Annotated in this window: 18 protein-coding genes; 8 read left to right on the top strand and 10 right to left on the bottom strand. The window is 72.4% G+C overall.

What is annotated here, in order from left to right:
• Positions 1–8: 8 nt before the first annotated feature.
• Together ACWDY5_RS27940 and ACWDY5_RS27935 are read right to left on the bottom strand one after the other, a co-directional pair.
• Positions 9–692 carry a phosphonatase-like hydrolase gene (locus ACWDY5_RS27940; RefSeq protein ID WP_449725130.1) on the bottom strand — a complete coding sequence of 228 codons (684 nt, stop codon included), beginning with the start codon at positions 690–692 and terminating at the stop codon, positions 9–11.
• Complete coding sequence (locus ACWDY5_RS27935; protein ID WP_449725129.1) at positions 689–1,804, bottom strand: TIGR03364 family FAD-dependent oxidoreductase; 1,116 nt, start codon at positions 1,802–1,804, stop codon at positions 689–691. The genes ACWDY5_RS27940 and ACWDY5_RS27935 overlap by 4 nt, the downstream gene beginning before the upstream one ends.
• A gap of 150 nt (positions 1,805–1,954) precedes the next feature.
• Between ACWDY5_RS27935 and ACWDY5_RS27930 the strand changes: the two genes are divergently transcribed.
• Positions 1,955–2,689: an alpha/beta fold hydrolase gene (locus ACWDY5_RS27930; RefSeq protein WP_449725128.1), complete on the top strand. Its 735-nt coding sequence runs from the start codon at positions 1,955–1,957 to the stop codon at positions 2,687–2,689.
• Here ACWDY5_RS27930 and ACWDY5_RS27925 read toward each other — a convergent pair.
• From ACWDY5_RS27925 to ACWDY5_RS27910, 4 genes are read right to left on the bottom strand one after another with little or no spacing between them, the layout of a single operon-like run.
• Complete coding sequence (locus ACWDY5_RS27925; protein WP_449725127.1) at positions 2,667–3,434, bottom strand: GntR family transcriptional regulator; 768 nt, start codon at positions 3,432–3,434, stop codon at positions 2,667–2,669. The two genes, ACWDY5_RS27930 and ACWDY5_RS27925, sit on opposite strands and share 23 nt — an antisense overlap.
• Before the next feature lie 20 nt (positions 3,435–3,454).
• Entirely contained in the window at positions 3,455–6,169 is a 2,715-nt protein-coding gene (locus ACWDY5_RS27920) for a bifunctional acetate--CoA ligase family protein/GNAT family N-acetyltransferase (protein WP_449725126.1), read from the bottom strand.
• A gap of 7 nt (positions 6,170–6,176) precedes the next feature.
• Entirely contained in the window at positions 6,177–7,352 is a 1,176-nt protein-coding gene (locus ACWDY5_RS27915; protein WP_449725125.1) for an acetoin utilization protein AcuC, read from the bottom strand.
• Positions 7,353–7,361: 9 nt separating this feature from the next.
• Positions 7,362–7,805 (bottom strand): ester cyclase, encoded by a 444-nt coding sequence (locus tag ACWDY5_RS27910; RefSeq protein WP_449725124.1) that lies wholly within the window; start codon positions 7,803–7,805, stop codon positions 7,362–7,364.
• Between the two features lie 145 nt (positions 7,806–7,950).
• Between ACWDY5_RS27910 and ACWDY5_RS27905 the strand changes: the two genes are divergently transcribed.
• Entirely contained in the window at positions 7,951–9,387 is a 1,437-nt protein-coding gene (locus ACWDY5_RS27905; protein WP_449725123.1) for an AMP-binding protein, read from the top strand.
• Here ACWDY5_RS27905 and ACWDY5_RS27900 read toward each other — a convergent pair.
• Together ACWDY5_RS27900 and ACWDY5_RS27895 are read right to left on the bottom strand one after the other, a co-directional pair.
• On the bottom strand, positions 9,337–10,701 hold the full coding sequence (locus ACWDY5_RS27900; protein ID WP_449725122.1) for a pyridoxal phosphate-dependent decarboxylase family protein: 1,365 nt from the start codon (positions 10,699–10,701) through the stop codon (positions 9,337–9,339). The two genes, ACWDY5_RS27905 and ACWDY5_RS27900, sit on opposite strands and share 51 nt — an antisense overlap.
• Before the next feature lie 10 nt (positions 10,702–10,711).
• Complete coding sequence (locus tag ACWDY5_RS27895) at positions 10,712–12,013, bottom strand: glutamine synthetase family protein (protein ID WP_449725121.1); 1,302 nt, start codon at positions 12,011–12,013, stop codon at positions 10,712–10,714.
• 218 nt (positions 12,014–12,231) lie between these two features.
• Between ACWDY5_RS27895 and ACWDY5_RS27890 the strand changes: the two genes are divergently transcribed.
• Positions 12,232–12,765, top strand: a complete 534-nt coding sequence (locus ACWDY5_RS27890; RefSeq protein WP_252479221.1) for a MarR family winged helix-turn-helix transcriptional regulator — start codon at positions 12,232–12,234, stop codon at positions 12,763–12,765.
• A gap of 66 nt (positions 12,766–12,831) precedes the next feature.
• Positions 12,832–14,289 carry an aldehyde dehydrogenase family protein gene (locus tag ACWDY5_RS27885; protein WP_449725120.1) on the top strand — a complete coding sequence of 486 codons (1,458 nt, stop codon included), beginning with the start codon at positions 12,832–12,834 and terminating at the stop codon, positions 14,287–14,289.
• Positions 14,290–14,321: 32 nt separating this feature from the next.
• On the opposite strand, the gene tuf is transcribed toward ACWDY5_RS27885, so the two are convergent.
• Entirely contained in the window at positions 14,322–15,509 is a 1,188-nt protein-coding gene (gene tuf / locus ACWDY5_RS27880; RefSeq protein ID WP_449725119.1) for an elongation factor Tu, read from the bottom strand.
• A gap of 312 nt (positions 15,510–15,821) precedes the next feature.
• Entirely contained in the window at positions 15,822–16,673 is an 852-nt protein-coding gene (locus tag ACWDY5_RS27875) for a sulfurtransferase (protein WP_449725118.1), read from the bottom strand.
• A 98-nt stretch (positions 16,674–16,771) separates the two neighbouring features.
• Here ACWDY5_RS27875 and ACWDY5_RS27870 point away from each other — a divergent pair, with 98 nt between their 5' ends.
• The 4 genes from ACWDY5_RS27870 to ACWDY5_RS27855 all read left to right on the top strand — a co-directional run bounded on the left by ACWDY5_RS27870 (position 16,772) and on the right by ACWDY5_RS27855 (position 20,717).
• Entirely contained in the window at positions 16,772–17,464 is a 693-nt protein-coding gene (locus tag ACWDY5_RS27870) for an iron dependent repressor, metal binding and dimerization domain protein (RefSeq protein ID WP_449725117.1), read from the top strand.
• Between the two features lie 277 nt (positions 17,465–17,741).
• Positions 17,742–19,016, top strand: a complete 1,275-nt coding sequence (locus ACWDY5_RS27865; RefSeq protein ID WP_449725116.1) for a galactokinase — start codon at positions 17,742–17,744, stop codon at positions 19,014–19,016.
• A gap of 117 nt (positions 19,017–19,133) precedes the next feature.
• Positions 19,134–20,093 carry a UDP-glucose 4-epimerase GalE gene (gene galE / locus ACWDY5_RS27860; protein WP_449725115.1) on the top strand — a complete coding sequence of 320 codons (960 nt, stop codon included), beginning with the start codon at positions 19,134–19,136 and terminating at the stop codon, positions 20,091–20,093.
• 3 nt (positions 20,094–20,096) lie between these two features.
• Positions 20,097–20,717, top strand: coding sequence for a flavoprotein (locus ACWDY5_RS27855; RefSeq protein ID WP_449725114.1), 621 nt, complete (start codon positions 20,097–20,099; stop codon positions 20,715–20,717).
• The last annotated feature ends 306 nt before the right edge of the window (positions 20,718–21,023 follow it).

Here is a 21,023-nt window from a genome sequence, read left to right as displayed (position 1 = left end):
GTTCTCCCTCAACGGTTCTGGCCGATCAACAGCTCGGGTAGGTCACGAACGGAGTCCAGCACGTGGGTGGCCCCGGCGACGCTGAACGCCTCCCGGTCGTGCGCCCCGGTGAGCACCCCGGCCACCACCGAGGCCCCGGCGCGTAGTCCACTGTGGACATCGGAGGCGGTGTCCCCGACCACGGCGACCTGGCGCACGTCCTCGATCCCCAATCGCAGCACCGCGGTGAGCACCAGATCGGGGTAGGGCCGCCCCCGCCCGGCCTCCCCCGGGGTGAGGCTCAGGTCGACCAGGTCCCGCCACCCCAGCGCGTCCAGCAGACGATCACGGGTCGGCGCGGCGAACCCGGTACCTAGGGCGACCCGGATCCCGTTGTCCCGCAACCGGGTGATCGCCTCGGCCGCACCGGGCACCGGCGCGCAGTGCCCGGCGTCCACCAGGCCCGCGTAGGCCAACTCGAAGGCCTGGTTCGCGGCCTGCGCGCGGTCCTCGTCGTTGTCCAGCAAGGCCCGGAACACGGTGATCTTGGATTCGCCCATGGTGGCGCGCACGTAGTCGAGCATGCCGGGATAGGCGGGATCCTCCGGCCGCACGCCCACCGCGCCGACCGCGGCGGTGAAGGCCTGCTCGACCAGCCCGCCGTCGAGCACGGTGGTGCCCGCCATGTCCAGCACTGCCAAGGTGATCGTCACAGTCCAGCCTCCAGCGCGGTGGTTTCGGCGATCGCGGGCGAACAGGTCATGCCCCGCCCGCCGGGCCCGGCGATGACCCACGCCCGCTCGGTGAGCCGCGCCCGGTGCACGATCTCCCCGGTCAGGCTCTGCGCGTACACCCCGGCCCAGCGCCGCCGGATCAGCGGAAGCCGTTGTCCCAGCAGGGACTCGGTGACCTCGCGCAGGTACTGGTAGGGCTGCTCGTCGGTGTCGAACGGGAACGGCTCCGCATAGCCGTGGGTGTCCCCGATGGTCAGCCCACCGTCCCGCCGCTGCACCACCAGCAACTGCATGGCGTGCTCCTCGGCCACGGCCGGCTGCGGCTGCCTGACCCGCAGCTCATCCAGCGCGGGACCCGCGTAGGCCGGGTAGTAGCGCAGGCTGTCCGCATCGGCCAGCGCGGTCGGGAACTCCTCCCCCAGCGGCTCGGTCTGCATCATCTGCAACCGCACCCGCCGCAACGGCAGCTCCCCCGCCACCTCCCGAGCCAGCCCACCCAGCTGCGCACCAACGCACAACAGCACCAGATCAGCCTCGTGCACCTGCCCGTGATCATCCCGCACCCCATTGGCGGTCAACTCCCGCGCCTCCCGACCGGGCAACCAGGCATACCGCCCGGTGCCGAGCAGGTGCTCCCGCAACACGGGCTGCGCGGTCCGCGGCTCCACCACGGCATCCCGCGCACACCACAACGCGGCCAGGAACTCCCCGCGCAGCGCCGGATTCCGCTCCCGGGCCTCGGCCGGATCGAGCAACGTGGTGCCCCGCCGCGCCGCCGCACCCGAGGCGACGAACGCCTCAGCCACCGCCAGCTCGGCATCGGTCCGCAACGCGGTCAGCGACCCCGCCGCCCGAAACCCCAGCCCCGGCACCGCCGCACCCAGCTCCGCCCACAGCTCCCGGGCCCGGGACGCGGTCGCCAGCTCAGCGCCGTCGGCCCGCCCACTCACCCAGACCAGCCCGAAGTTGCGCACCGAGGCGCCCCGCGCCTCCGGCTCACGCTCCAACTGGATGACGTCATGGCCCCGGCTGAGGGCCTGCCAGGCGTGCATGGTGCCCAGCACGCCACCGCCCACGATCAGTACTCGCACGGGCCACACGCTTGTCGGCGCAACCGAACAGACCGGGACGGTCAGCCCAACTGCGGGTGAACTCCCAGCCAAAGGAGAACTAGACCAGTTATCCGTTCGTGACTATTGGACTTGACCCTCACAGCGGTGTCAGCGTTTACCGTCGCGACCATGACCCGCCCCACCGTCCTGCTGACCCACGGCGTCGGCAGGACCATCGAGGACAGCTTCGGCCCTCTCCTCACCCCGCTCTCCCGCGACCACAACGTCGTCGCCCACGACTACCCCGGCTCCGGCGCCACCCCCGCCGAGCCACTCACCCTGGACCGCCTCGCCGACCGCCTGGTCGCCGAGGTCACCGGCCCCTTCGCCGTGCTCGGCTTCTCCACCGGCTCCGCCGTCGCGGTCCGCATCGCCACCCGTTACCCGGACCGCGTCACCGGCCTGGTCCTCACCGCCGGTTTCGCCTACCCCGAGCCGCATCTTCGCCTGGCCCTCACCCTCTGGCGACGACTGGTCGAATCAGGCGACCGTGACGCGCTGGCCGAGTACCTGACCCTGATGTGCCACAGCGGGTCCCACCTCGCCACCAACGATGTGCCCGCCATGGTCTCTGGGCTGGCCAAGTGGCTGGCCGAGGACCCCACGCCGGGCGTGCTGCACCAGCTGGAGATGGCCCTCGACGTGGACGTCCGGGCCGAGCTGGCCGGCATCCGGGTGCCTGCGCTGGTGATCCCCGCCCGCGCCGATGCCCTTGCCACGCCTGGACATTCGCGGGTGCTCGCCGAGGGCATCCCCGGCGCGCGGCTGGCCGAGCTGGACTGTGGGCACACGGTGGCGGTGGAGCGCGGCCCGGAATGGGCGGGGCTGGTGCTGGGGTTCCTCAGTTCGGTCGCAGGCGGGTGACGAAGGAAAACCGGTCGCCGCGGAACAGGGAGCGGACCCGTTCGATCGGGCTGCCGTCCGGATCGACCGAGATGCGGTGCAGCAGCAGCATGGGCAGGGCCGGGTTGGTGCCGATCAGCAGCGCCTCGCGCGGGGTGGCCAGCACCGTCTCCACCCGCTCCTCGGCCTCGGCGAAGACCACGCCCAGCTGCTGTTGCAAACAAGCGTAGAGCGACTCGGCCGGGTCGAAGACCTCCAGCAGATCGGGGTAGCGCTGCTCGGCCAGGTAGGTCGACTCCAGGCCGACCCGCTCGTCGTCGGCCAGCAGCACCCGCTCGATGTGCACCACCGGCGCGCCCAGCTCGATCCGCAGATCATCAGCGAGGCCGGAGTCGGCGGTGAGGCGTTCCAAGGTGATCAGGTTGCGGCCGGGGCGGACGCCCTGGGCGCGCATGCCCTCGGTGTAGCTGGACAGCGACAGCGGCTGGCTCAGCTTGGGCGGTGCGATGCTGGTGCCGCTGCCGTGCCTGCGCTGGAGCTTGCCCTCCAGCACCAGCTCGCCGACGGCCTGCCGCAGGGTGACCCTGGACACGCCGAACCGCTCGGCCAGCTCCCGCTCGCTGGGCAGCATCGCGCCCGGACCCAGCTCCTCGATCACCGCGCGCAGTTGCACCTTGACCGCGTAGTAACGGGGAATCCGCCCGTGCTCGGGGATTCCGTCGCGGACCGGTTCCCCGGCACGGTGCGCTGGCTGGGCAGGTGGCATGTGATCAACCATATGTCCAGTCAGCGAAGTCGGCGCGGCCCACTGTCCGGTCGGGACGGTGGCGGCCCGAGACAGGCCCGCGCACTGGTCACGAACGCACCGGCCGCGGAGGCCAGCACCGGTTCCAGGGCAAGGGATCGGACCTCCGGCAGGTCCTCGGCCAGCGCGGCCACCCGGAGCGCGAGCTGGGCCAGCGCGTCCAGGTCCGCCGGCTCCGCGCCGCGGTAGCCGGTGAGCAGCGGGGCGGCCTTGGGCGCGCGGACCAGGCGGTCGGCGTCCACGTCGGTGAGCGGCACGGCCCGGTAGGCGCGGTCGCCGAGCAGGTCACTGACCACACCGGACAGTCCGAAGGAGACCAGCGTGCCGAAGGACGGGTCGTCCTGCAGGCCGATCACACAGGACGCGCCCTTGGCCGCCATCCGCTGCACATACACCTCGGCCATTCCGGAGACCGCGCGCAGGTCCTCATACGCCGAGCGCACCGCGTACTTCCCCGGCAGGTCAAGGCGCACGCCGACCAGGTCCGTGCGGTGCCGCAGGCGTTCGCTGACCGACTTCAGGGCCACCGGGTAGCCGAGCTCGGCCGCCGCGGCCACCGCTTCGTCCACATCGGACACCACCCGATAGGGCACGATCGAGATCCCGTAGCAGGCCAGCAGATCGCGCACCTGGTCGTCGGTGAGCTCCACCTCCTCGGCGCTGACCCACTGCTCCACCAGGCCACGTGCTCTGCCGGGGTCGAGGTCCGATGGGCGGTGGAAATGGCCCTGTGGCGCGGATCGCCACTGCGCGTACCGGACCGCCCTGGACAGCGCCAGCACCGCGCGCTCCGGGCTCGGATAGGACGGCAGCGAGCCAGGTCCCGGCGAGCCGTCCGGTCCGGGCACCGCCAGCTCGGCAGGCACACCCTCCACCGCCAGGAACGTGGACACCACCGGCTTGCGCGCGCCGCAGCCCTGCGAGACGGCCTCCCGCAGCGCCCGCGCGTAGGCGGTGCCCGGCACCGCGACCGGTGGCGCGAACACCGCCACCAGCGCGTCCACGTCCTCCCGGCAGACCGCCGCGCGCACCGCCTCGGCGAAGACCTCCGGCGTGGCCGAGGGCCCGACGTCGATCGGCTCCGCCGCCAGCTCCAGGCCCTGGGCCAGTGCCGAGTCGGCGGCGAGCATGCCCAGCGCCGAGGAGTTGCCCACGATCGCCACTCTCGGTCCAGCGGGCAGCGGCTGGTGAGCGAACAGCAGCGCGGTGTCGAACAGCTGGGCCAGTGACTCGACCTGGACCACCCCGGCCTGCTCGAACAGCGCCTGCACGCTGGCCTCGTCCACCGCCACCGAGGTGGCCGCCAGGCCGGGCCGCACCGCGTGCCGCCCCGACTTGACCGCGATGATCGGTTTGGACCGCCCGAGCCGCCGGGCCAGCCGCCCGAACTTGCGCGGGTTGCCGAAGGATTCCAGGTACAGCAGCACCACGTCGGTGGCCGGATCGGTCTCCCAGTACTGCAACAGGTCGTTGCCGGAGACGTCCGCGCGGTTGCCCGCGGAGACGAAGGTGGACAGGCCCAGACCGCGTTCGGCCGCGGTGGCCAGGATCGCGCTGCCCAGCGCGCCGGACTGGCAGAAGAAGCCGGTGCGGCCGCGGCCGGGCAGGGTCGGCGCGAGACTGGCGTTGAGCCGCACCGCGCCGTCGGTGTTGACCACGCCGAGCGCGTTCGGCCCGACCACCCGCATGCCGTGCGCCCGCGCCTCGGTGACCAGCTCACGCTGCCGGGTGGCGCCCTCGGTGCCGGTCTCGGCGAACCCGGAGCTGACCACGACCAGGGCTTTCACCCCCTTGGCCAGACAGGCGTCCATCACCTCGCCGACCCTGGCGGCAGGCACCGCGACCACCGCGAGGTCCACGTCGTCGGGGATGTCCAGCACCGTCGGGTAGGCGCGCACCCCGCGCACCGAGCGGTGCTCGGCGTTGACCGGGTAGACCGGTCCGGCGAAGTCGGCGACCAGCAGGTTGCTCAGCACGGCGTGGCCGACCTTGGCGTGGTCGGTGGAGGCGCCGATGACCGCCACCGAGCGCGGGTGCAGCAGGTTGTGCACGCTGCGCGCCTCGGCGGCCTGCTCCCGGGAGTGCGCGACCGCCAGTGACTCCTCGGTGGGGTCGATGGCGAACTCCAGGTGCAGCACACCCTCGTCGAAGGCCCGGCTGACCTCGTAGCCCGCCTCCCGGAACACCCGCACCATCTGGCGGTTCTCCGCGAGCACCTCGGCCACGAACCGCCGCACCCCGACCTCGCGCCCGGCCGCGGTGAGGTGTTCCAGCAGGATCGAGCCCAGGCCCCGGCCCTGGTGCGGGTCCTCCACCACGAAGGCGACCTCGGCGATCTCACCGTCCGGCGCCTGCGCGCTGACCGGTGACTTGATCAGCGCGGCCTTGCCGGTGCCGCTGAGCCGGTCGAACCGCCCCACCGCCACGATCTCGTCGCCGAGCAGCGCGATCAGCGCCACCCGGTGCTGGTGGTCCACCGTGGTGAACCGTTTCAGATCGCGGTCCGGGATGCGCGGGTACGGCCCGAAGTAGCGCAGGTAGCGGGTGCGCTCGGAGAGCCTGCCGTGGAAGGCGCGCAGGCGTTCGGCGTCGTCGGGGGTGATCGGCCGCAGGTGCACCGTGCCGCCGTCGGACAGCACGACGTCGGCCTCCCACTGCCGCGGGTAGTCGAACGGGTCCGGCTCGGTCTCGCTCATCGGTCCCTCAGTCGCGTGGATCATCGGGGTCGAGGCCGTGCAAGGGGAAGACCGCCCGCCGGGTGTCCCTGATGGCGGAGTCCACGGCGTCACCGGCGGTGTCATCCCACGGCACGAACACAGGGTCGCACTCGTCGGTCATCGAGGTCGGCAGCGGCACGTGTGGCGCGAGTCGCGCCGTGTGCGCGATCCACTCGGCCGGCAGCGCGGTGTCCGGGTCCAGGTCGCGGTCCAGCACGGTGGCCAGCAGATGGGTCCAGGACCTCGGCACCACCCGCATCAGCGCGTAGCCACCGCCGCCGAGCACCAGCCACTTGCCGCCCGCGTAGGTCTCGGCCAGCTCGCGCAGCGCCTGGTAGGTGGCCCGGTGCCCGTCCACCGACAGCGACAGGTCGGCCAGCGGGTCCTCCCGGTGGGTGTCCGCGCCGCACTGGGTGACCAGCACCTGGGGGCGGAACGCCTGGAGCAGCGAGGGCACGGTGGCGTGGAAGGCGCGTAGCCAGCCCGCGTCGGTGGTGCGCGGCGGTAGCGCGATGTTGACCGAGGTGCCCTCGGCCGCGCCGATGCCCAGCTCACGGGGGTAGCCGGTGCCCGGCCACAGGGTCAACGGGTGCTGGTGCAGCGAGATGGTGAGCACCCGCGGGTCGTCGTAGAAGGCCGCCTGCACGCCGTCGCCGTGGTGCACGTCCACGTCCAGGTAGGCCACCCGCTCGACGCCGTTGGCCAGCAGGTCGGCGATGGCCACCGAGCAGTCGTTGTAGACGCAGAACCCGGCCGCGTGCCCGGCCATCGCGTGGTGCAGGCCGCCTGCCAGGTTGACCGCGCGGTCCGCCCTGCCCTCCGCGATCGCGCGGGCCGCGACCAGCGAACCGCCCGCCACCAGCGCGGATGCCTCGTGCATGTGCTCGAAGACCGGGTTGTCCGGGGTGCCTAGGCCGTGCCCGACCTCCCAGGCAGAGGTGGGCGCGGCCTGCACCGCGGCCAGGTAGCTGGGTTCGTGCACCCGTTCCAGCTCGGCCTCGGTGGCCGGCACCGGCAGGTGGAATGACACCCCGTCCAGCACGCCCAGCGCGCGGGCCAGCCGCACGGTCAGGTCGAGCCGGACCGGGTTGAGCGGATGGTCCCCGCCGAGGTCGTAGCTCAGAAAGGACTCGTCCCACACGACCGCGACCCGCTCTCCCATGGCCCGAACTTACCCCGACAAGCCCTGGATGGGGACGAGGCCGAGCTGCACCAGGATGCTGAGCATGTCCGTGTAGACCCGTTCGCAGACCAGGTCCGCGCCCTCGAAGACGAAGAACGCGGTGGCCGGCACGGTGAACGACTTGCCGGTGGCCGGGATGCCGCGCAGCGGGCCCTGGTGGGTGCCCTTGAGCAGGAACTCCGCGACCACCGCGTCATCGGCGTGGTGCAGCGCGACCAGCTCGTTGCGCTGGTCGGGGAAGGCGGTGCGGCTCTCCTCGAAGTACCGGCTGACCGCCTCGGCCCCGTCGTAGACGTCCCCGGTGGCCATGATCTCGTAGCGCGGGTGCTCAAAAGTGCCCAGGGTCACGTCGAACTCGTGCCGGTTCTCCGACTCCATGTGCTCCCGCACGATCGCCTCGCGGGCCGCCCGCAGCTCCGAGTTCACTGACACCTTGGCGCTCCTTGCTCAATACGGGTGTTGTCCGGCCCATGGTGCCCCGGCACGATCGAACCTCGTGGCTATTCCTCGGATTTCCGCCCCGGATCGAGAGCTTGCCGACTCCCATCGCGCTTCGGGTGTGTGGCGGGAAGTGACCGTGTTGTCCGATCTGCGCCGGGCCACGGCGACCTTCCCGGACCGCGGGGCGATCGTGGCCCAGGTCGCCGGACGTGCTGAAACCGTTTGCCTAACCTATCGGGAGCTGCACCGGCAGGTGTTCCGGTTCGCCGCGGCGCTGCGCGCGCAAGGGGTGCGGCCGGGCGAGGTGGTCTCCTTCCAGCTGCCGAACCGCTGGGAGAACGCCGCGCTGACCCTGGCCTGCGCCGCCGTCGGCGCGGTCGCGGCGCCGGTCATGGCCAGCATGGGACCGCGTGAGCGGGCCAAGTTCCAGGAGTGGACCGGCGCGCGGATCAGCGTGCTGCCCGAGGATCTGCCCTACTACACCGAGGGTGCCTGGGCCGCCGAGGACAACGGGTCAGAGGATGATCCCGACCGAGTGTTCTTGGTGCTGTTCACCTCCGGCACCACCGGCGAGCCGAAGGCCGTGCTGCACAGCCACAACACGCTGCACGCCGCGCTGGCGCACTTCACCGCGGTGGAGGACCTGGGCGATCCGGTGGTCACGGTGACCCCGCACTCGCTGTCCCGGATCGCCGGGCTGGCCTTCGGCGTGCTGCTGCCGCTGCTGACCGGTGGCACCGCGCTGTACCAGGACGAGTGGAACCCCGCGGCGCTGCACCGGCTGATCTCCGCCGAGGGCGCGACCGTGCTGGCCGCCGCGCCGCCGTTCCTCTCCGCGATCCTGGCCGCACAGCGGGAAAACCCGCTGCCGCTGGCCTTCCGGTGCGTGATGGCGGGCGGGATGCCGGTGCCACGTCAGCTCGCCGGCGAGGTGGCCGAGCACTTCGGGCGGCCGCTGCGCGCGCTGTGGGCGATGACCGAGGGCGGGTTCAGCTGGACCAGGACCACCGACCCAGCGGACTTCGCCACCCGCAGCGACGGCCGGTTCGGGCCGCACCTGGAGTTCGACCTGGCCCCTGACGGTGAGTCGCCGCTGCACATCAGGGGCGCGGCCGCGGCACTGGCCACAATGGACACCGGCAGCGGCGCGGTGCGGGTGCTGGCCGAGGAAGGCTGGTACGACACCGGGGATCTGGCCCAGCCGGACGGGCACGGCGGGATCAGGGTGACCAGGCGCGCGGTGGACCGGATCGGCGGGATCTCGATGATCCTGGTCAAGGAGGTCGAGGACGAGCTGGCCGGGCACCCGTCGGTGGGCCAGGTCGCGCTGGTCGGCTACCCGCACCGGGCGCACGGCGAGCTGGCCTGCGCGGTGGTGGTGCCCGAGGGCGCGCCGCCGACCCTGACCCAGCTGCGCGCCTACCTCACCGAGCGCGGGATGACCGAGTGGTACCAGCCGCACCGGCTGGAGCTGGTGCCCGAGCTGCCGCGCAACGAGATGGGCAAGGTGCGCAAGAACCTGCTACGCAAGCAGCTCATCGCCACGGACCAGGGCTTCCACCCTGGCATGTAGCGCGTCCACAGTGGACTCGTGCTCGGGCTTCATCAGGACGCTGCGCAGGATCCGGCCCTGTGCGGCGTCCTCGGTGAGCCGGTGCCCCCGGGCGCGCAGTGCCTCGGCGGTGACGGTGTAGGTGGCCAGGAACACCGGGTCCGCCGGATCGGTCATGCCCCGGTCCATCACCCCCGCGCTCACTCTGTCCACTTCGGACAGTGTGGCTAGCTTCGGCAGGTAGCTCACGATGTCGAGTTCGGGCTTCTGGTACAGGGACAGGGTTTCCGAGGATTCGATCAGCTCGGCCCAGCGCACCGCAGCCCGGCGACCGGCCGCCACTACGGCACCCAGTCCGTCCCTGGTCAGCGGCAGCACCTTCAGCGTCAGCCACAGCGCGGCCGCGGCGGCCCCGGCCCGGCTGCACTCCAGGGAGATCTCGCCCAGGTGCAGCTCGTCGGAGGTGAAGTAGGTGTAGGGCGAGTCGTGCCGGTAGAAGCGGCCCACGGCGGGATCGGCGAACAGGACCGCGCCGCAGCCGTAGGGTTGCAGGCCGTGCTTGTGCGGGTCGACCACCACCGAGTCGCAGCCCGCGATCGCGGCGAACGGCCCGGCCGGGACGCCGAACTCCCCGGCCACCAACGAGAAGAAGCCGCCGTAGGCCGCGTCCACGTGGATGCGCACGCCGTACTTCTCCTTCAGCGCAAGGGCTTCGTGGATCGGGTCCACCGCGCCGAGGCCGGTCGTGCCCGGCGTGAGCACCACCGTGCCGACATCCCCGCGCCGCAGCCGCTCCGCCAGCGCGTCCAGGTCCATCCGCCCGCCCGCGTCCACCGGCACCGGCTCACCGGCCACGCCGAGCACCTGGCACATCCGGCTGTGCGTGTAGTGCGCGTCCGCGCTGTAGAGCACCACCTTGCCGGGGTGGGTCTCCCGCGCCACGAACAGCGCCTCCAGGTTGGCGATGGTGCCGCTGCTGGTGAGGTGGCCGAGGTGGGTGCCGTAGCCGAACATGCCGGCCAGCTGCGCCACCACCTCCTTCTCCAGCTCCGCGGTGGCCCGCCCGCCGTCCAGGGCGTGGTTGTTCGGGTTGATCTGCATCGCGGCCAGGTAGCCCACGACCGCGGCCGGGTGCGGCGGTTTGAGCATCTGCCCGGCATAACGCGGATGGAAGAACGGGTAGTTGTCCCTGAGCCGCTCGCCCAGCTCGCCCAGCGCCTCGCCGAACCGGGTCTCGTCCACGTGCAGCGCGGGGTGCGGGCTGAAGTCGCCGAAGCCCTTCGCCCAGGACTCGTGCGCGTCGACGGCGGCGCTGAGCCAGTGCCGGAGGTTCACCTTCGTCTCCTCACAGGTGGTAGGCGTACTCGCGGAACTCCCAGTCGGTGACGTACCTGGCGAACTCGGCCACCTCGAACCGCTTGACCGCGGTGAAGGCCTCGACCAGCCCGGCGCCGAGCGCCTCGGTGAGCGCGGTGTCGGCGGCCAGCGCGTCCAGCGCCGAACCCAGATCGCCGGGCAGCGCACCCGATCGCGCCGGGTCGTACCCGTAGCCGGACAACGGTTCTCCCGGCTGCAGCTCGCCTTCGATGCCCAGGTAGGCGGCGGCCAGCACGGCGGCCGCGCCCAGGTACGGGTTGGCCGCGGCGTCACCCAGCCGCACCTCCAGCCGGGCCCCGTCGCCGCGTTCCGGCGGCACCCGCACCAGCGCGCACCGGTTGTCCAGGCCCCAGTCGATGAGGAACGGGGCCAGCGTGTCGGGCTGAAGCCTGCGGTAGGCGTTGACGGTGGGCGCGAGCAGCGCGGTCAGCGCGGGGGCGTGCGCCAGGATCCCGGCCACCGCGTGCCGGGCCAGCGCGGAGAGCCCGTGCTCGCCGCCGGGGTCGTCGAAGAGGTTGCGGCCCGCACCGTCGGCGATGGACAGGTGCAGGTGGAACCCGGAACCGCCGTCGTCGTTGAACGGCTTGCCCATGAAGGTGGCGTGCAGCCCGTGCGCGGCGGCCAGTTCGCGCACGCCGAACTTGAAGCCGAAGCAGGCGTCGGCGGCGGCCAGCGCGGGCGCGTGCCCCAGGTTGATCTCGAACTGCCCTGACCCGAACTCGTGGTTGCCGCCAAGGATGTCCAGGCCCATCCCGGTCAGCCCGCGCAGGAAGTGCGGCAGCAGGCCACGCGGATCGCCCTTGCGGCCGGTGGTGTAGATGTTGCCCAGCCCCTGCCCGTACCGGCGGAACCCGCCGTCCGCCGGCTCCAGCAGGAAGAACTCCAGCTCCGGGCCGAGCACCGGGCTGAGCCCCTCGGCGGCGAACCTGGTCAGCACCCGGCGCAGGGCCGCCCGCGGGTCCTCCACCGCGGGCGGCCCGCCCGGCTCGGTCACCTCCGCCAGGCACCAGGCGGTTCCCGACGCCCAGGGCAGCGGGGTGACCGTGTCCAACAGCGGCCGGGCCACCACATCGGGCAGCCCGGCCCCCAGCGCGGCGGGCGCCGGGATGTTCTCCCCGCGCGCGCTGGTGTAGTAGACCCCGCGGCAGAAGGAGAGCCCGCGCTCGGCGAGCTCCGGCAGCAGCCGGGCCGGCACCTCCTTGCCGCGTGGGATGCCCAGCAGGTCGGGGAAGAGCACTCGGACCAGGTCGATCCCGTCGTCCAGCACCATCCCCGCGCCTCCGAAAACTTGTTTGGATGCGAACAATACGAGCCGCCAACAGCCCGCACAAGGGTCGATCGTTTGGCACCAAATGAACTTTGGTGCCCATTTGCATGCGCATACACCCGTGGTGACGCAGGCTGTTCCACTATCAGGGAAGCAAACGATTTGGGCACGCCTGACACGTTCACTCGGTCGGCACGGCCGACAACCCGCACAATGATCGCGTGACCACACAGCGCACCGTCCAGGAGACCGAGCACGCGGTCCGGGAGCGGCTCGGCGACCTGCCGCTGGACTTCGAGGCGATGGCCGCGGTCGCCAACATCCACCGAGCCGCGGTCGCGGTGCGCAACCACATGGAAAGCGTCATCCTCCGCCCGGCCGGGCTGACCTGGACCGGGTTCGTGGTGCTGTGGGTGGTCTGGATCTGGGGCGACATGGAGACCAGGCACGTGGCCGCCGAGGCCGGGATCACCAAGGGCACGCTCACCGGCGTGGTCAAGACGCTGGAGCAGAACGGCCTGATCGAGCGGCGCGAGCACGCCGCGGACGGCCGGTTGGTGGTGCTGCACCTGACCGCCAAGGGCAAACGGTTGATGCGCAAGCTGTTCCCGGCCTTCAACGCCGAGGAGTCCTTCGTGGTGGACGAGCTGTCCAGCTCCCGCCGCCAGCAACTGGCCACCACCCTGCGCGGGCTGATCGGGCACCTGGAACGCGAGGGCGAGCCGCGCCGGGCCGCCCTGCGCGAACAGAGCTGATCGGCGGTTGACCCGCTTCTGAGCCCGACCTAACTTGTTTGGAGCCGTACAAGTTAGGTGGCGGAGATGGTCGCGACCGTCGCCGGGGTGCGCATCCCCGAGGATCACTGGATCGGTGGCGACTGGGTCGCCTCGGCGCGGCGGTTCACCGACCTGTCCCCGCTGGACGAGCAACCGGTCGCCGAGCTGGCCGCGGGCGGAGCGGCTGAGGTGGACGCCGCGGTCACCGCCGCCCGCAGGGCCTTCCGCGACTTCTCCCGCACCACCAGGGAGGAACGCGCCGAGCTGCTGCACGCCATCGCCGATGAGATCCTGGTCCGGCTGGACCACCTGGCCGCGGTGGAGACGGTGGACAGCGGCGGCCTGCTGCGCACCCACCTGCGCGTCACCCTGCCCAGGGTGGCCCACCACTTCCGGTTCTTCGCCGACCGGCTGCTGGAGCTGCACCACCCCGACTTCCACCTGCGCGCGCACCGCAACCACGTCAGCTGGGAGCCCGCCGGGGTGTGCGGGCTGATCACCCCGTGGCACTCGCCGCTGCCGCAGGCCACCTGGCGGATCGCCCCCGCGCTGGCCGCCGGCAACACGGTGGTGCTGAAACCGGCCGAGTGGGCGCCGCTGACCGCCGCGCTGCTGTGCCGGATCACCACGGAGGCCGGCTTGCCCGACGGTGTGCTGAACCTGGTGCACGGCACCGGTGAACAGGCAGGCGCCGCGCTGGCCACGCACCCCGGACTGGCCAGGCTGGCCTTCACCGGATCGGCCGCGGCCGGTCGTCGGGTGGCCGCGGCGGCCGGGGCCACGCTGACCCCGGTTTCGCTGGAGCTGGGCGGGAAGTCGCCGATCCTGGTCTTCGCCGACAGCGACCTGGACCAGGCGACCGCGATCGCGGTCGAGCAGTTCGACCACGCCGGGCAACTGGGCCGCACCGGCGCCCGGCTGCTGGTGCAGCGCCAGGTCGCCGAGGAGTTCACCACCCGGTTCCTGGTGCGCGCCAACGCCATCCGGCAAGGCGACCCGAGAGATGTGCGCACCGACGTCGGCCCGCAGATCCACCGCGAGCACCTGCGCCGCATCGACGGCTGCGTCAGCCGCGCGCTGGCCGCCGGGGCCCGGCCGCTGCTCGGCGGCTCCCGCAACGCACGGCTCGGCGGCCTGTACTTCCAGCCCACCCTGCTCGCCGATCCGCCGCCGGGCGGGGAGATCCTCACCGAACAGGCCCTCGGCCCGGTGCTCACCCTGCAGACCTTCGAGACCGAGGCGCAGGCGCTGTCGCTGGCCAACAACAGCAGACACGGGCTGACCGCGACGGTGTTCACCGGCAGCACCGAACGCGCCCGCCGGGTGAGCGCGAACCTGGTGGCCGGCACGGTGTGGGTGAACTGCCACGCGGTCCGCGACCTGCGCGCGCCCTACGGCGGGGCCAGGCAGTCCGGCATCGGGCGCGGCGGCGGGCAGTGGAGCTTCGACTTCTACTGCGAGGTGAAGAACACCGTGTTCGCCCCGGACGGACTGCTGGACTGACCCCCACGGCTGCGCGGGGCCAGTCCAGTGCTTCAGTCGAGCAGCTCGCTGATGGTGCCCGCGCCCACGGTCCGGCCACCCTCACGGATGGCGAACCCCAGGCCCGCGTCCATCGCGACCGGCTTGCCAAGGCGCACGGTCAGTTCCACCGAGTCGCCCGGCCGCACCACGCCGCCCTCGGGCAGCTCGACCTCGCCCACCACGTCCGCGGTGCGGAAGTGGAACTGCGGCCGGTAGTTGGCGTGAAACGGCGTCCGGCGGCCGCCCTCCTGCGCGGAGAGCACGTACACCTGCGCGCGGAAGGCGGTGTGCGGACGCACGCTGCCGGGCAGCGCCAGCACCTGCCCGCGCTGCACCTGCTCCCGCTTGACCCCGCGCAGCAGGATCGCCGCGTTGTCCCCGGCCTGCGCCCGGTCCAGCGACTTGCCGAAGGTCTCCAGTCCGGTGCACACGCTGCCGAAGGTCGGCTCCAGCCCGACCACCTCCACCGCGTCGCCCAGCGCGATCGAACCCTGCTCCACCGCGCCGGTCACCACGGTGCCGCGGCCGGTGATGGTGAGCACGTTCTCGATCGGCATCAGGAACGGCAGGTCGAGGCGCCGCACCGGCTCCGGCACGTGCTCGTCCACCGCGCGCAGCAGGTCAAGCACGCTGTTCACCCAGCGCGGGTCGCCCTCCAGCGCGCGCAGCCCGGACACCGGCACCACCGGCACCCGGTCGCCGTCGAAGCCGTACCGGGACAACAGGTCCCGGATCTCCAGCTCCACCAGCTCCAGCAGCTCCTCGTCGGCCACCACGTCCGCCTTGTTCAGCGCGACCACCAGGTGCTCGACGCCGATCCGCCTGGCCAGCACGATGTGCTCCCTGGTCTGCGGCTTCGCGCCGTCCTCCGCGGAGACCACCAGGATCGCCCCGTCCAGCTGCGCCGCACCGGTGATCATGTTCTTCACGTAGTCGGCGTGGCCGGGCATGTCGACGTGCGCGTAGTGCCGGGTCGGCGTCTCGTACTCCACGTGCGCGATGTTGATGGTGATCCCGCGCTCGATCTCCTCCGGCGCCTTGTCGATCCGGTCGAAGGCGACGTAGTCGGTGGTGGAGCCGGCCTGCTCGGCGAGGACCTTGGTGATCGCGGTGGTCAGCGTGGTCTTGCCGTGGTCGACGTGGCCCATGGTGCCGATGTTGAGGTGCGGCTTGGTCCGCGTGTACTGCTGCTTGCTCATGGCTGTTCCTCGGGTCGGGATGAGACCAGGCTCGGCCCTCACGTTCGGTGAGGGTCAAGCGAGAACCGGCCAACGGCCCCCGGCCGCGTGCGCGAGCGGGGAGCCGCCGGGGCGGGCCACCCTCCTCCTTCGGTTCTCCACAGCGGGAGGAGGGTCAGCTTCGCGCGCCGGACAGCCAAGCGGAGACGGCCGACAGCGCGCCCGGCAGGCAGTGGCCTGCGAGCTGTGCGCTGTGGACGGTCCCGAACATGCCACGGAGGATGACAGGGCCGGACCCGCCCTGTCATCCGATTTTGTTGCCGTGCTTGCCAATCAGCCCGGCTGCTCGCCGGTGGCGATCGGACGGCTCGGGTCGGCCGACCAGTTGGACCAGGACCCGGCGTACAGCGCGGCAGGCGCCTCCGGCGTGGTCACCCCGGCCACCTCCAGCGCCAGCACGACCGAGGAGGCGGTCACCCCGGACCCGCAGTACGCGCCGACCGGCTTGCCCTCGACGACCCCCAGCTCGCGGAACCGCGCGGCCAGCTCCGGTGCGCCGCGCCAGGTGCCGTCCGGCCCGATGTGCCCGGAGAACGGCGCGTTCACCGCGCCCGGCACGTGCCCGGCCGCGGGGTCGATCGGCTCCACCTCGCCGCGGTAGCGCTCCGGCGCGCGGGCGTCCAGCAGCAGCGCTTCCCTGGCCCACTTCGCGGCCTGCTCGGCGTCCAGCACCGGCAGGTGCCCTGGCTCGACGGTGATGTCACCGGCCTGGACAGCGGGCACCTCGGCGGTAACCGGGTGTCCCTGTGCGGTCCACGCAGCGTAACCTCCATCGAGTACGGCGACCTCGCGGTGCCCGGCCCAGCGCAGCAGCCACCACAGCCGCGCGGCGACCGAGCCGTCCCCCGCGTCGTAGGCCACCACGTGCTGCCCGGCCGAGACCCCGGCCGCGCGCAGCACGTGCTGGAGGTGCTCGGCGCCGGGCAGGGGATGACGACCGAGGGGTCCGGGCGTTGCAGAGAGGTCGGCGTCCAGGTCGATGAACACCGCGCCAGGGAGGTGGCCGCGGTCGTAGTCGGCTTTCGCCGGCGGCCCGGCCAGTCGCCAGCGGACGTCGAGGACCACCGGCGGGCGGTCGGTGGCGAGTAGTTCGGCCAGCGCGGCAGGAGTGATCAGCGGGTGCACCACCCCATACTGCCCGCCCGCATTACTCCTGGCACCGGGTGAACGCCATGGATGTCAGCCAGTAGGACTAACATTGAGCCCGACGAAGGGGAACGCGCGTGAACGACCTCATCGACACCACCGAGATGTACCTCCGCACCATCTACGAGCTTGAAGAAGAAGGCGTGGTTCCACTGCGCGCCCGCATCGCCGAGCGACTGGAGCAGAGCGGGCCGACGGTGAGCCAGACCGTCGCGCGGATGGAGCGCGACGGGCTGCTCGTGGTCGCCGACGACCGGCACCTCGAGCTGACCGACGCCGGCCGGAGCAGGGCGATCGCGGTGATGCGCAAACACCGGCTCGCCGAGCGCCTGCTGGTCGACGTCATCGGCCTGGAGTGGGAGCACGTGCACAGCGAGGCGTGCCGCTGGGAACACGTGATGAGCGAGGCGGTCGAGCGCAAGCTCGTCAAGCTGCTCAACCACCCCACTACCTCGCCCTACGGCAACCCGATCCCCGGCCTCGACCGCCTGGGCGTCGGCGAGCCGGCGCCACCGGCGGACCTGGACCTGCGCCGGCTGACCGATATCGCCAGGGCGGGCGGCGGCGCGGTGGAGGTCTGCCGCATCGCCGAGCACGTGCAGTCCGACCCGGACCTGATGAACGAGCTGAAGTCGGCCGGGGTCACCCCCGGCGGCTCGGTGCAGGTGCACCAGTCCGGCGCCAGCCAGCCGGTGCGCGTCACCGGCGACACGGCCTCCGCCGAGCTGACCTACGACATCGCGCACGCGGTCCTGGTCCGAACCCGCTGAGCCCGTCCGGCCCGCTGGCCACCAGCAGCGGGTCCGGGCGGCCTCGCCAGCATCGGGCCCAGCCCACCGGCCCGTCGGCCCCAGCCCACCGACCACGCCGCCCGGCCAGCTCACCGGTCATAGCCCACCGGCCGCACCATCGGGCCAGCTCACCGGTCACAGCCCACCGGCCGCACCATCGGGCCCAGCCCACCAGCCATCGGGTCCAGCCCGCCCACCACCCAGCGCCGCCCGGCGTGGCAAGCATGCCGCCCCGCTTCTCATCCATGGAGTACGTGTGAACCAGGCTCAACGGGCGGCGGAGGAGTTCCGCGCGCGCATCGGCGAACCCACCGGCGTGTGGTCGGCCCCCGGCCGGGTGAACCTGATCGGCGAGCACACCGACTACAACGACGGTTACGTGCTCCCCTTCGCCATCCCGCACCGCATCGCGGTGGCCGGCGCCCCCCGCACCGACGGCCTGCTCCAGGTGGCCACCCTCGGCGACGACGGCAAGCTCAACCAGGCCGACCCCGTCCCGGTAGCCGACCTGACCCCGGGCAAGGTCACCGGCTGGGCCGCCTACCCCAGCGGCGTGGCCTGGTCCCTGCGCGAGAACGGCATCCCGGTCACCGGCGCCACCCTGCTCATCGCGGGCGACGTCCCAGCCGGCGCGGGCCTGTCCAGCTCCCACGCCCTGGAATGCGCCACCGCCCTGGCCCTCCTGGACCTCTCCGGCCACCCCGCCGTCCCCGGTCCCGGCCACCCCGCTGTCGCCGACCCCAGCCACTCCCCCGGCCAGCCCTCGGACTCCGGTGCCAGCTCCGCCTCTGGCCAGCCCGCCTCCTCCGGTGGCCTCGCGCCCGATCTGCCCACCCTGGCGCGCTGGATCCAGCGCGCCGAGAACGACTTCGTCGGCGCCCCCACCGGCCTGCTGGACCAGACCGCGTCCCTGCGCTGCGTCGAAGGCCACGCCCTGTTCCTGGACGTCCGCTCCGGCGAGACCGAGCAGGTCCCGTTCAACGCCGCCGCCAGCGGCTTGGAGATCCTGGTCATCGACACCAGGGCCAGCCACTCGCACACCGACGGTGGCTACGCCGCCCGCCGCGCCGGCTGCGAGGAAGCCGCCAGGCTGCTCGGCGTCCCCGCCCTGCGCGATGTCTCCCTGGACGGCCTGGCCGAGGCTGAAGCCGCCCTCCCGGAGAACCTGCGCCCCCTGGTCCGGCACATCGTGACCGAGAACGCCAGGGTCCTGGCCGCCGTCGACCACCTGCGCGCGGGTGACCTCGCACAGATCGGCCCGATCCTGACCGCCTCGCACGCCAGCATGCGCGACGACTACCGCATCTCCTGCCTGGAGCTCGACGTCGCCGTCGACTCCGCCCTCAAGGCAGGCGCCCTGGGCGCCCGGATGACCGGCGGCGGTTTCGGTGGTTCGGCGATCGCCCTGGTCCGGGTCGAGGACGGCGAGCGCGTCCGCGCCGAGGTCACGGCCGCCTTCGCCGCGCACAAGCTGACCCCGCCGCGCCTGTTCAGCGGCATCCCGGCCGCCGGCGCGGGCCGCGACCAGTAACCGCGCCACCGGGTGAGGAAGCCACTTCGCTAGGTTGACCTGGTCGGCGCCCGCACGGGCATCACCACCCCACGGGCCGCCGACCAGCAGTTTTCTCCCACAGGAAGGTTGGACGTAGTGAGGCTTCTGGTCACGGGCGGCGCCGGTTACGTGGGCAGCGTGTGCGCCGCCCGGTTGGTGGAGTCCGGACATGAGGTGACCGTGGTGGACGACCTGTCCACCGGCCACGCCGACGCGGTGCCCTCCGGCGCCCGCTTCGTGCAGGGCGACATCGGCGAGGTCGCGGGCACCCTGCTCGCCGAGGGCTTCGACGGCGTCCTGCACTTCGCCGCCAAGTCCCTGGTCGGCGAGTCGATGGTCGACCCGGCCAAGTACTGGCAGGGCAACGTGGTGACCTCGCTGAAGCTCCTCGACGCGATCAAGCAACACGGCACCCCCCGCCTGGTCTTCTCCTCCACCGCCGCCACCTACGGCGAGCCGAAGGAGGTCCCGATCCAGGAGACCGCCCCGACCAGCCCGACCAACACCTACGGCGCGAGCAAGCTGGCCATCGACCACGCGATGACCTCCTACGCCGCCGCGCACAACCTGGCCGCGATGAGCCTGCGCTACTTCAACGTGGCCGGCGCCTACGGCCGGTTCGGCGAGCGCCACGCCACCGAGACCCACCTGATCCCGCTGGTGCTCCAGGTCGCCCTGGGCCAGCGTGAGCAGATCCAGGTCTTCGGCGACGACTGGCCCACCGAGGACGGCACCTGCGTCCGCGACTACATCCACGTCGTCGACCTGGCCGATGCCCACCTCCTCGCGCTGGAACACGCCACCCCTGGCGAGCACCGGATCTTCAACCTGGGCAACGGAACCGGCTTCTCGGTCCAGCAGGTCATCGAGACCTGCCGCGCCGTCACCGGCCACCCCATCCCCGCCAAGATCTCCCCCCGCCGCGCGGGCGACCCCGCCGTGCTCATCGCCGCTAGCGACCGCGCCCGCGAGGACCTCGGCTGGAAGCCCCAGCGCGCCGACCTGTCCGGCATCGTCGCCGACGCCTGGGCTTTCACCAAGGCCCGGAACAGCTGACCAGTGCCTGACACCCCCGCCCCCGCCACCCCGGCGGCGCCCACACCCGACCCCGCGGCCCGGCAAGCCGCACCCGTGGCCTCGCAGGACGGGCCAGCGCCCGCCCAGCACGCGCCAGTGGTCGGCTTGGTCGTCTCCGGGGCAGGCGGGGCCGAGGGGCTCCTCGACGGCTTCGTCCGCCCAGCCCTCGCCCGGGGCTGGCGGGTGGCCATCACCCTCACCCCGACGGCCGCCAGGTGGTTGGAGGCAGCCAACCTCGTCACCCCACTGGCAGACCTCACCGGCCTCCCGGTCCGCTGGGCCGCACGCCTGCCCACCGAACCCAAGCCCCATCCGCCGGCCGACTGCTATTCAGCCGCCCCGGCCACGGCCAACACCATCGCCAAGCTGGCCCTGGGCCTGTCCGACAACCAGGCCCTCACCCACCTGTGCGAAGCGGTCGGCATGCCCAGCACCCCGGTCATCCTGCTGCCCCGAGCCGCTGTGGACGCCACCCGCCACCCGGCCTGGCCCGGCCACCTGGACCGCCTCCGCGACGCCGGCGTCCGAGTCCTGCCCACCGCCAGCGGCCCAGTCATCCCCTGGGACCAGGTCCTGGCCGCCGTGGCGGACGAGCTCAGCTAGCCCCAGCCCGCGGACGACTTCCCCGCGCAGGCTGTTCCCGGCGGAAAGCCCATCAGCGCGGAATGCCACGGTCAGGCCTCCTGGCCGTAGGACCCGGCCACTTTCACCGCCCGCGCTCACCGCTGCCTGGAGCCGACCTCCGACACAGCGCCGGGTGGGGTGAAGCCGTCGGCGATCGGCCCGCGCGAACGCGACGCCGAAGCGGAACGCGCGGTGTGCGACAGCGGGCTGAGCTGAGCCGATCGGCGCGACCCGGCCAGGCGTAATGGATCCGCGGTATGTGACGCCGTCGCGGTAAATACCTCC

This window comes from Crossiella sp. NPDC003009, from assembly GCF_053591555.1.
The sequence above is the reverse complement of the archived record's forward strand: the minus strand, read 5'-3'. Positions and strand labels throughout refer to the sequence as shown.

Excerpts from the sequence above, each read along its gene's own strand:
- ACWDY5_RS27930 (WP_449725128.1), top strand. The coding sequence starts at position 1,955 with ATGACCCGCCCCACCGTCCTGCTGACCCACGGCGTCGGCAGGACCATC.
- ACWDY5_RS27925 (WP_449725127.1), bottom strand. The coding sequence starts at position 3,434 with ATGCCACCTGCCCAGCCAGCGCACCGTGCCGGGGAACCGGTCCGCGAC.
- ACWDY5_RS27920 (WP_449725126.1), bottom strand. The coding sequence starts at position 6,169 with ATGAGCGAGACCGAGCCGGACCCGTTCGACTACCCGCGGCAGTGGGAG.
- ACWDY5_RS27915 (WP_449725125.1), bottom strand. The coding sequence starts at position 7,352 with ATGGGAGAGCGGGTCGCGGTCGTGTGGGACGAGTCCTTTCTGAGCTAC.
- ACWDY5_RS27895 (WP_449725121.1), bottom strand. The coding sequence starts at position 12,013 with ATGGTGCTGGACGACGGGATCGACCTGGTCCGAGTGCTCTTCCCCGAC.
- ACWDY5_RS27885 (WP_449725120.1), top strand. The coding sequence starts at position 12,832 with ATGGTCGCGACCGTCGCCGGGGTGCGCATCCCCGAGGATCACTGGATC.
- tuf (WP_449725119.1), bottom strand. The coding sequence starts at position 15,509 with ATGAGCAAGCAGCAGTACACGCGGACCAAGCCGCACCTCAACATCGGC.